The 10,243-nt window shown below is 47.3% G+C and carries 11 protein-coding genes and 1 tRNA gene; 10 read left to right on the forward strand and 2 right to left on the reverse strand.

The features are described 5' to 3' along the window. Positions 1 to 177 precede the first annotated feature (177 nt). The 5 genes from AT710_03375 (at position 178) to AT710_03395 (ending at position 3,228) form a co-directional block, all read left to right on the forward strand. Positions 178 to 630 (forward strand): hypothetical protein, encoded by a 453-nt coding sequence (locus AT710_03375; protein ID KUO92442.1) that lies wholly within the window; start codon positions 178 to 180, stop codon positions 628 to 630. A 117-nt stretch (positions 631 to 747) separates the two neighbouring features. Continuing rightward, entirely contained in the window at positions 748 to 1,794 is a 1,047-nt protein-coding gene (locus tag AT710_03380) for an acetoin transport repressor (protein KUO92443.1), read from the forward strand. 34 nt (positions 1,795 to 1,828) lie between these two features. Beyond that, positions 1,829 to 2,317 (forward strand): hypothetical protein, encoded by a 489-nt coding sequence (locus AT710_03385; protein ID KUO92444.1) that lies wholly within the window; start codon positions 1,829 to 1,831, stop codon positions 2,315 to 2,317. A 34-nt stretch (positions 2,318 to 2,351) separates the two neighbouring features. After that, positions 2,352 to 2,431 (forward strand) — tRNA-Arg (locus AT710_03390). Positions 2,432 to 2,652: 221 nt separating this feature from the next. After that, positions 2,653 to 3,228 carry a hypothetical protein gene (locus AT710_03395; protein ID KUO92445.1) on the forward strand — a complete coding sequence of 192 codons (576 nt, stop codon included), beginning with the start codon at positions 2,653 to 2,655 and terminating at the stop codon, positions 3,226 to 3,228. Positions 3,229 to 3,533: 305 nt separating this feature from the next. Here AT710_03395 and AT710_03400 read toward each other — a convergent pair whose 3' ends face one another. Next, on the reverse strand, positions 3,534 to 3,935 hold the full coding sequence (locus AT710_03400; protein KUO92446.1) for a hypothetical protein: 402 nt from the start codon (positions 3,933 to 3,935) through the stop codon (positions 3,534 to 3,536). A gap of 36 nt (positions 3,936 to 3,971) precedes the next feature. After that, positions 3,972 to 4,199: a hypothetical protein gene (locus AT710_03405; GenBank protein ID KUO92447.1), complete on the reverse strand. Its 228-nt coding sequence runs from the start codon at positions 4,197 to 4,199 to the stop codon at positions 3,972 to 3,974. Positions 4,200 to 4,433: 234 nt separating this feature from the next. Here AT710_03405 and AT710_03410 point away from each other — a divergent pair, with 234 nt between their 5' ends. From AT710_03410 to AT710_03430, 5 genes are all read left to right on the forward strand, one after another. After that, on the forward strand, positions 4,434 to 5,705 hold the full coding sequence (locus tag AT710_03410; GenBank protein ID KUO92448.1) for a hypothetical protein: 1,272 nt from the start codon (positions 4,434 to 4,436) through the stop codon (positions 5,703 to 5,705). Between the two features lie 5 nt (positions 5,706 to 5,710). Beyond that, positions 5,711 to 6,256, forward strand: coding sequence for a hypothetical protein (locus tag AT710_03415; protein KUO92449.1), 546 nt, complete (start codon positions 5,711 to 5,713; stop codon positions 6,254 to 6,256). Between the two features lie 82 nt (positions 6,257 to 6,338). Beyond that, complete coding sequence (locus tag AT710_03420) at positions 6,339 to 7,706, forward strand: MFS transporter (GenBank protein KUO92450.1); 1,368 nt, start codon at positions 6,339 to 6,341, stop codon at positions 7,704 to 7,706. A gap of 60 nt (positions 7,707 to 7,766) precedes the next feature. Then, positions 7,767 to 8,825, forward strand: a complete 1,059-nt coding sequence (locus AT710_03425) for a hypothetical protein (protein ID KUO92451.1) — start codon at positions 7,767 to 7,769, stop codon at positions 8,823 to 8,825. Then, positions 8,818 to 9,966 (forward strand): carnitine dehydratase, encoded by a 1,149-nt coding sequence (locus tag AT710_03430; GenBank protein KUO92452.1) that lies wholly within the window; start codon positions 8,818 to 8,820, stop codon positions 9,964 to 9,966. The genes AT710_03425 and AT710_03430 overlap by 8 nt, the downstream gene beginning before the upstream one ends. Positions 9,967 to 10,243: the final 277 nt, after the last annotated feature.

Below are 10,243 nucleotides of genomic sequence, written 5' to 3' on the forward strand. Positions count from 1 at the left end.
CCGCTTAATAGAGACTATATTTAAGCATTTATCCAGCCCTTAGCAATTACTGGCCGCTAACCCAGTTCCTAGGAGTTGGACTGCCCTCCCTCTTTTATAAAGAGGCCACATGAACCACCAAATGGAGGGCCGCAATTTAGGAAAGACTAATATAAAACATTATAAGATAGTTAAATTATGAATCTTTCCCAATTATTCGAGGAGGTATCACAGCTACGACTTGATGTAGATGGGGAGGCGTTAAGCGGCTTGTCAAATGAGGCGCCGAGGCTAGCGGAGGAGGCTTGTAGGGACATAGGCATCGATTGCGTTAATCTAATGACGGAGTTGCTGAGGAGGGCTGGGCGAGGGCCCATTGACTCAAATTATTGGAAGTATATGGCTTACGTGGATTTAATGCTTGCTCCGAGGCCCATTAATTCGCAGATTCTCCTAGTGATTTGGAGCAGGATATTGACGGCGGCCTCTCGACTTGGATGTAGAGCGGTGAGCGAGTTGGGGAAGCTGGCGACGGCCAGCATGCTTCTGGCAATGAATATCTATATGGCGGTTTTCTCCGAGTCAACGGGCGCTAATTGGGATTTAATGGATACGATAGTTGATTCGGCCACGAATGAATTGATCACTTAGCTATTAGGTGCATTGCCCCGATTTTGCCCATCCCTGCCTTAATGGGCGGATTCCTAGTTCCTTCATCATGTAATTCCGAGAAAAAACTTTTATTAGGCATACTTTATTGGTTGCTTTATGGCTTCATCTATTGCGGCCGGAGAACGTAGATACGTGAGGAGCAAGCCGTATCCGAAGAGTAAAGTGGAGACCTTGAATGAATTGATCGAGGACTTGAAGCGGTACGAGACGGTGATGCTCATTGATTTGAGGGGACTCCCCAATAGGGTTCTCAAGGAGTATAGGTATCTCCTGAGGGGCGACTCTAAGGTTAAGGTGGCTAAGGGCACGCTCGTGAAATTAGCAATGGAGAAGGCTTATGGCGGTGTCAGCGAGGATGTGGCGCAGCTCCTGAGGGGGGAAATAGGGCTGCTTTTCACTAATAGGAATCCATTTGAGCTTAATAGATTCATTGTTAGGAACGGCGTGAGGCGGTTCGCCAAGGACGGCGATGTCGCGCAGTTCGATTTGACGATACCGGCCGGCAACACTGGCATAAATCCAGGTCCCGTGCTTAGCAGGTTCGGCAAGTTGAAGGTGCCTACTCAAATGAAGGATGGAAAGATTTGGGTGGCAAAGGATGCCGTGGTAGCCAAGGCCGGCGACAAGATAACGGCGGATCTAGCTGACATACTTAGACTACTCAACATAAAGCCTGTGTTCGAGTCCATACGGATCAAGGCGGCAATAGTTAGAGGCAAGTACGTGATACGCAGCGATGAGTTAATGCCGAGCGCGGATGAATATAGGAGACTAATAGAGGCGTCCGCTGCCCAGGCCTATAACCTGGCGGTCAATGCTGTCTATCCACTGCCTGAATTAATGCCGGTCTATATAAGGAAGGCCGCAGCGGAATCCATGAATTTAGCCATAAATGCATTGATATTCACGGAGGAAACAGCTAAGCCAATACTTGCGAAGGCTGAGGCCCAAGCAAATGCATTAGCATCAGTAATAGCGGGAAAGGCGCCGGAGCTAGGCATACAGGCAATGGCTCCATCACCACAACCCGCTGCAGCCGCCGCCACCGCTAATGCTGAGGAGAAGAAGGAAAACGTCGAGGAAAAGAAGGAGGAGAAAAGCGAGGAGGAGGCCCTCGGTGGCCTATCCAGCCTCTTCGGTTAAATTAATCCTTCACGGCTCAAAGGATCCGCGATACTTGAAGTCGGTGAGCGACTTCGCGGCTGCCCTTAATATTCAGTACTCATTTCAATGCCCAGGACCTGGCCACGGGATCCCGCTCTACGTGGCGAGGGGAAACGATTATGAGAAGGCCGAGGCTGCATGCGTGTCTGGAGTACCCCCACTGCTTGAGTGGCCTGGCTTCATTGATTTCATTAATGGATTGGGCGTTGATTTGATTGCAATGCATGGATCAAATAAGCCCCTCTCATTAAGTGGGTTAAGGCCTGACATAGCATTCATAGAAAGCGGTGAACCCCTCCTCTCCGATTACGTGAGGAAGCGGTGTCCGGGAAGCACATTGATCCTATTATTGGCGCCGGGCATCATTATGGATAAGGCAATTGAGCAATTACGGCGATGCTCGCCCAATGTAATGGGGCCCCTCATGGAGATGGAGAGCTTCAGGGAGTACTTTAGGCGTGTTCTTCCAATCATGATAATGAATAAGGCCGTGAAATCCTAGAAAAACTTAATACGAGCCGCCTAATCGGTTTCCTGGACCCGTAGCTCAGTATGGAATCAGAGCGGCGGCCTTCGGAGCCGTAGGTCGTGGGTTCAAATCCCACCGGGTCCGCCAAAGGCATTATTAGAGCCATAACTCCTCCCAAACGATAAGTGTTCCCGGGATTTGGAGACCAAGTCTCCGATCCTTATAACACGAAGATAAATTAAGGGGAACAATTCACGATGACATAGGGAGGTTTTTGTGCCCCTCTATATAGATAATCCATAATTTAATCATTAACTATATAGAAGAATTCGAAAAAAGTTAAAAATAGTAAAAATAGCTGGTTTTATATGGATCTACTAAGTGATGTAGTTAATAAAGTATTCAAGGATATCCCGCCCGTAATATTGTTTAATGAGGAGGATGCAAACATAATAATTAGTCATAAAGAGGTGCTTCTCTCTATTACGGATAAGCTCGTGAAGGACTTCTATGATGTGCTATTCGCGCACCCGGCAACCGCGGCAGTGTTTAGGGAGGGCGAGCGGCCCATTAGGGAGGGGACTTTGAGGGATTGGTGGATCAGGACCGTGAGCGGTCCCTTTAATGAGGAGTATTGGAAGTGGCAAGCTTATGTTGGAGTTGTTCACTTCCGGCGAAACATTTCGAACAGCATGATGATGGGGATGTGGGCCTGGATTGTGGGGCAAGTTACTTACCTATTAATGGGGAAGATGCCTAATGAGGAATTGGCTAGGCTTCAATGGGCCCTCCTTAGGCTAGCCGTGACCAATGCATCATTAACGGTGGCGGGGTATGAAGGATTAATGGAGAAGGGCTTCGCCGAGGAGGCTGGAGCCGACACTCAACTAATTAGGACAATAGTGGCGCTGAAGGCGCAAGAAATGCAAAGGCCACGAGTGTGAAAATGAGGAATTTCCCCCTGCATTTACATGTGGTTCAATTATCGGCGTAATCCAATTAAGGGGAAACGCCTTATGTGGAGAAGCCCTCTTCAAGCTGGTTTGAAGCCCTTCAATTACATTTTCATGTATCCAAAGCCCCCTTGTATGTAGGCGGGAGCAAAACATGTGGAGAAGCACTGCAATATTAGTGGTTTCTTGGGTTGAGTATGATGGAAAGTGCTCAACATGAAGGGGGATGCCGTCATCATCTATTAAGTTATGTGAGGCGACGGCGAGGCAACCCACCTCCTCATCCTTATCCCGCATTATTGATAATAATTTCCGGACATGAACCACGCCATTATTGACTTGAAATCATCGCCGACCTCATTTGCGTATTTAACCATGTACTTATAATTATTTATTGCGAGCGAGGCATCGCCAGACGATGCTGGGCCTCCCTTCACTAAATCTCTAATCATACTGTATGAATTAGCCCATAAGCTAGAGGATACGTTTTTAAGCGCGGGAGCGCTTAAGTATGAATACCCAGCGCTGGGTCCTCTTTGGGGAGTTTGAATTAAATTATAGGTAATCATGCCCGCATTCCTATTATCCTCAATGCTCTGTATTACCCAATTAACCCATAGATTTGACCGCTCAAAATTACTCTTAGTTATGGTAGCTTTCCCCAATAAGTATGATCCATTTCTATTGATTGCGATCATGGATTGCCATTTATCGGGCTCATGGGATCTTGGGCATCACTGATCGAGACGGATCTTCCTCTCATTGCCGGAGAGGGGACCACGGGATAATGCATCGCTGACCTCATCATAGGCTAGCATCACTCCATAAATGGGTTGTATCCCAGCAATATTAATGCCTTGATACCCACTTACCGATACCGTGCTTGCAATGCTCATTCGTGCTTCTTCAAGCAAGGAGTGATACTTCACGCTCTCTTTATCTTCATTAAACGGCATTTCCATGCAGTCCATTGAGGTGGGAGAATTGAATCACGTCATTGGATCATCATTGTCCCCAGACACAGCATTTGGATAATGCTTGTGCCTAGCATAGCAGACTCATTGCCATGAGTCTATATGTCAGAAACATTATTTATATAGTATTAACTTACTTATAAATCTTACTTAGAGTATTATTATCCTTTGTTTTAACTTGTTTGAAAATGCCTTAAAAATTTGTAATAAATATTATAAAGCATGGGCATGACTATGGCTGAGAAGGTGCTGGCCACTCACACTAATTCATATAAGGTTAAGGCGGGCGACTTCGTATTAGCCAGCCCAGACCTAGTCTTGTTGAATGATATAAGTGGACCCCTCGCCATAAAGCAACTCGAAAACCATGAAGTTAATATAGCTATGCCAAGCAAGGTAGTGATCGTGCTGGATCACTTATCTCCCCCTCCCACAATAATGGCGGCTCAGAATAATAAAGCAATGAGGCTATTTGCGGGGAAGGAATCAATAAAATTATTTGATGTGGGGGAGGGAATAGAACACACCTTGCTGCCCGAGAGGAACCTCATTAAGCCGGGTTACCTAGTGGCTGGGGGAGATTCCCATACCGTTACCTATGGAGCATTCAATGCCTTCGGTTCAGGCTTTGGGGCAACCGATATTGCGGTAACCATGGCTCTTGATCTCCTTTGGTTAAAGGTGCCTGAAGCACAGAAGTTCACTGTGGTGGGGCAAAGAGCCCCATTCACTACAGGAAAGGACTTGATTCTAACAATTATTAGGGATATAGGGGTTGATGGCGCTAATTACCAATCAATGGAGTTCATGGGAAGCGGGTTACTGGGGTTCAACATAGATGAATATATGGCTATCTGCAACATGTCAGTGGAGGCTGGAGCCAAGACCTGCATCATCGAGGCAAATGATGCTATTAAGGAATGGGCGAAGACCAAGCTTGGTTCCGATAAACATCAATACGTTAAGCCTGACCCCGATGCCCGGTACGTGGAGGAATGGATATATGATGCATCGCGATTAGAGCCCATGGTTGCGAAGCCTCATACTCCAAGCAATGCAGTGCCGGTGAGCGAGGCTGAGGGGATACACGTGGATGAGGTCTATATTGGCAATTGCGCTAATGGAACATTAACCGATTTGAGGCAAGCAGCATCAGTATTGAGGGGGCGACGAGTAGCTAAGGGGACTCGGCTAATAATAGTGCCGGCGACTCGAGGCATATATGTAGAGGCGCTACGTGAGGGATTAATTGATGTATTCATTAATGCCGGCGCAGTGATTTCGCCGCCCACGTGCGGTGCATGTGCCGGGCTTCACATGGGGCTCCTAGGCGATGGGGAAACCGCCGTCGCCACAATTAATAGGAACTTCATTGGAAGAATGGGCTCCCCAAAGGCAAGCGTGTACTTGGCTAATGCATATGTGGCGGCGGCAGCAGCAGTGACCGGGGAAATAACTCATCCAGGTAAGATAATTAATTGGGGGCAGGAGTGATCTACATGATAATTAGGGGAACCATTCACTTAGCTGGAGATAATGTGGATACTGATGTAATAATACCGGCAAGGTACCTAACATCAATTGACCCGAACTACATAGTTGAGCACTTATTTGAGGGGGTTGAGCCGGATTTCCATAAGCGGATTACCCGGGGAGATATATTGATTGCTGGGAAGAACTTCGGCAGCGGCTCCTCCAGGGAACAAGCAGCAATGGGCCTAAAAGCCGCTGGTATTTATGCAATTATTGCCAAGAGCTTCGCCCGCATATTCTATAGGAACGCCGTTAATATTGGACTCCCGCTCTTTATAGCTCCAAGCGCTATTGATTATGTGCATTCACTATTAAAGAGCGGCGGGGCCAAGGGAGTGGGAACATACATATTGTCCCTAGATGTGGGGGCCGAGATAGATGTAGAGGAGGGAGTCATTAGGATTAAGGGGGAAACCTTCCCGTTCTCTCCATTGCCTGAATTCATTAAGGAAATAATGCTTGGCGGCGGGGTGTGGCCGTGGGTTAAATCCATGATTGGGAAGAGGCATTAATGAGTTTTGCAATAGTTAATTTTTGTTTCAACATAAAACGTGTTAAATAAAAATATTTAAGATAGCAAGTATTTATTTACAAATGCAAAAAGATACTGGATACACCATAGCAGGTAGGATTGAACGTATACCATGGAACTCCTTCTATACTAGGCTCGTCATTCTACTCTCAATAGGGGAATTCTTCGAGCTATACGACTTATTCCTAGGAGGCTTCGCGGCTGTGCCAATATCTAAGTACTTCCATGTATCAATAGCCGCCTCCATATACTATACCGTGGCGGTGCTCTTCTTGGGGGCATTCATAGGCGCCATAGTGTTCACAATTATCGGGGATGCATGGGGACGACGAACAGCCCTCCTATTCAACTTAACACTAATGAGTTTGGCTTACCTAGCTACGCCGTTTGCTCCAAACATAGTTACGCTTGGAGCGCTGCGATTCATCGCCGGGCTCGGCATTGGCCCTGAAGCATTAATTGTAATAGATATACTTAGCACCGAGTTCTTCCCGGCAAAATTCAGGGGAAGAGCATTATCCACCGCATACACCATAGCTTGGTTAGCGCCCATAGTTGTGGCTGGATTGGCTTATGTACTGCTTCCCTATAAATACGGTGGATTATATGGCTGGCAATGGTTATTCATAATAGGAGGCCTAGGCATACTGCTTGTTTTACCGTTCAGGTTCCTAATCCCGGAATCCCCCAGGTGGCTTGAGGTTCATGGACGAAAGGCGGAGGCGGATGCCATAGTAGCCAAGATGGAGAGCATCGCTAGGAGGGAAAAAGGCGAGCTGCCGGAACCACCGAGGCTGGAGGTGGTGGAGAGCAAGAGAATACCGTTCAGTGAATTATTTAGTGGGGAATACAGGAAGAGAACCATAATGCTTTGGATATTCGAGTTCCTCCAGGCAGGCGTTTATTATGGATTCGCGTCCCTCGCGCCCAGCGTTCTCTACGCTAAGGGCTTCACCATAGTTAAGACCCTTGAGTACACCTTCATAATATACACATCCTACTTCCTGTCCTCAGTGGCCTCCATATTCGTCATAGATAGCGTCAAGTTCGATAGGAAATGGCAAACCGCCCTCGTGATGTTACTGATGGGCATCGATGGATTAGCGTTTGGATACGCCATAACTCCCTTAGAGGCAGTGGCCACGGGCTTCTTGTTTGGCTTCCTATCCAACATATTCTCGAACGCATTTCATCAATATGGAGCTGAATTATATCCAACCAGGATACGCGCATTCGCAGATGGCGTTCAATACTCCCTTAGCAGGCTTGGCAATTATATTTGGTTAACTGCATTACCACTAGTGCTTCAGTCCTATGGGCCTGGAGCCATGTATGCAGTGGTGCTAGTAATGGCCATAATCGTCTTCATAGATGTGGCCATACTGGGCCCACGCGCATCCCAGATCCAGCTAGAGAATCTAAGCAAGTAATCATTCCCCATTGAAACTTGTTAAAAAATGATTTATTTCTCCATTATATATAGAGGAGCAATGATAATAGATGACACATTAAGGGAGGGATTACAGTCGCCCGGCATATCATTCACCATAGAGGAGAAACTGGAGCTAGCCAAGAAAATAAGCGCGGCTGGAGTTAAGGAGGCAATAGTGTCGCACCCATCCGCTCATTACTCAGAGATAGAGGTGACTAGGAGAATAGTGGAGGGCAAGTACTTTGATAGGGTTATAGGCCTGGGGCGGGCGGTTCCATCCGATCTAGATACTGCCGCCATCGCTGGGGGAGGAATAGGCACTTACATACCGTTTGAACCAACAGCCGCTGAAAAGGCGCTGGATGCTGTGAGGTACGCGGTGAATAAGTATGGACGCGGAAAATCATTCATAGAGGTCAGCATAACTAACGTGACTGCCTACTCACTGGATGGCTTGATTAAGATGGCGAAGAAATTAATGGATATAGGCGTTGATAGAATTCAATTAGCCGATTCACTGGGCAATGCCTCTCCCTCATTCGTGGCTAGGGCCGTGCAGGATGTTAAGAAGTCGATAAATATACCCGTGGCCGTTCATTTCCATAATGATGCCGGGGCAGCAGTGCTTAACTCAATTACCGCGGTAAAGCAGGGCGCGGACTACGTGGATACGACCATATTTGGCATTGGGGAGAGGAATGGTATAGCCGATCTAGCCGTGGTTTGCGCAATACTTAGAATGGAGGGATACAAGGTGGAGATAAACATGGATGCACTGAGGGAGGCATATGACTATTTAAGTAAATTAATAGTGGAGAAGGCCGGCATACAGCACTTCCGCGATAATTTCCCCATATTTGGCTCACATGTATCCACGCAAACCGCTGGAACCCATGCATCCTACTCGGAGGTATTCAAGGAGAATAATTACTCGCTTAATGTGTATGTCGGTAAATCAATTATTAAACGAGTAATGAGGGAGTCTGGAATAGATGTGAGCGATGAGGAGGCAGCGGAACTCGCGAGGAGAGTTAAGGACTTAGCCGTAAAGACAGGTAGAACAATCAAAGTCGAGCAAGTGCTTGACATGCTTAACGAGGTGAGGCGCAGTGCTTGAGAAGCCTCTGGCGCTTGAGGTGGGGCAAATAGTGGCTGGACCCACCGCTGGATTAATGCTCGCCGATCTTGGATTTAACGTAATAAAGATAGAGCAGCCGGGGCGTGGAGACGTGGCTAGGCACTTCACGGGGCCCAGCAAGGGTAACTTCGCATTCTTCAATAGGGGCAAGAGAAGCATGACGCTGAATCTAAAGATTAGGGAGGGGAGGGAGGCATTCATTAAGTTAGCGAAGAGGGCCGACGTCATTATAGATAATTTGGGTAGAGGCACAATGAGTAGATTAGGGCTCAGCTATGAATCTCTTAGCGAGGCTAATGAGGGATTAGTGTACTTATCCATAAAGGGATACGGTTCTGGACCGTATGAGGATAGAAACGCATTGGATTACCCAATAGAGGTGGAGTCTGGGGTGGCGTACATGAATGGATTGAGGGGGAAACCAATGAGGCTGGGGGCCTCCATTGTGGATATGGCGGCCGCAATGATGGGCGTAATAGGGATCCTACATGCCTTATTGAAGCGGCGAGAGACCGGTAGGGGAAGCTTCATAGAGGTGGGGCTGTTCGAGGCAGCGATGTTCCTCATGGGGCAGCACATAGCTTCATATCAAGCCAGGGGAGGGGAGCCGCTGCTTCCACTTAATGAGTCTGGATTCGCGTGGGCCATATACGACTTCTTCGAGACCCTTGATAATAAGAAGATCTTCATAGCCGTGACCACAGACTCTCAGTGGCTGAAGTTCTGTGAAATATTCAGGCTAGAGGTATGTGATTCCCCCCTCTACGCCACCAATGAGTCTAGGTATGAGCATAGAGGCGAATTAATACCATTGATTTCACGAGAAGTAGCTAAACACGAATTGAATTGGATGATCAAGACGCTGAGGGATGCCGGCATAAGTTACGCCGTGCTTAACACTCCATGGGATCTACTTAATGATCCCCACGCATCCATGAAGATGATTAACGTAAATTACGAGGGCAAGCAATTAAGGGTGCCTTTCCTACCCATAGAGAACGAGTTATCCATCAGCAGCAAGGACCCGCCGCAATTAGGGGAGGATACGGAAACCATATTAAGGGAGCTGGGATACGGCGATGAGGATATAATCATGATGCGAAGCATAGGCGCAATATAGGTAAACCTAACGGGTTGAGGCATGGATCCTTTGTCCTAAGCGGGGATCGCTTTGTCATATTATCGCTGCATCTATTATAGATAGTGAAGTAGTCAGTTTTAAAAAGATCAAGGAAAGTCTACATTATATGTATCTCGTAACGTTGAGGATAAGTAGTTCATGTGGGCTTGCCGCCGCTGCGGAGGAGTCCCGAGGATCGGTTTACTCCCTGCAAGCAATCCCAGTTAATGATGAGGTGAATAGCGTTCTCAGCTTCATGAGAATAAGCGGGAAGAGA

Origin of the sequence: Thermocladium sp. ECH_B, from assembly GCA_001516585.1 — an archaeon.
Classification (GTDB): Archaea; Thermoproteota; Thermoprotei; order Thermoproteales; family Thermocladiaceae; genus Thermocladium.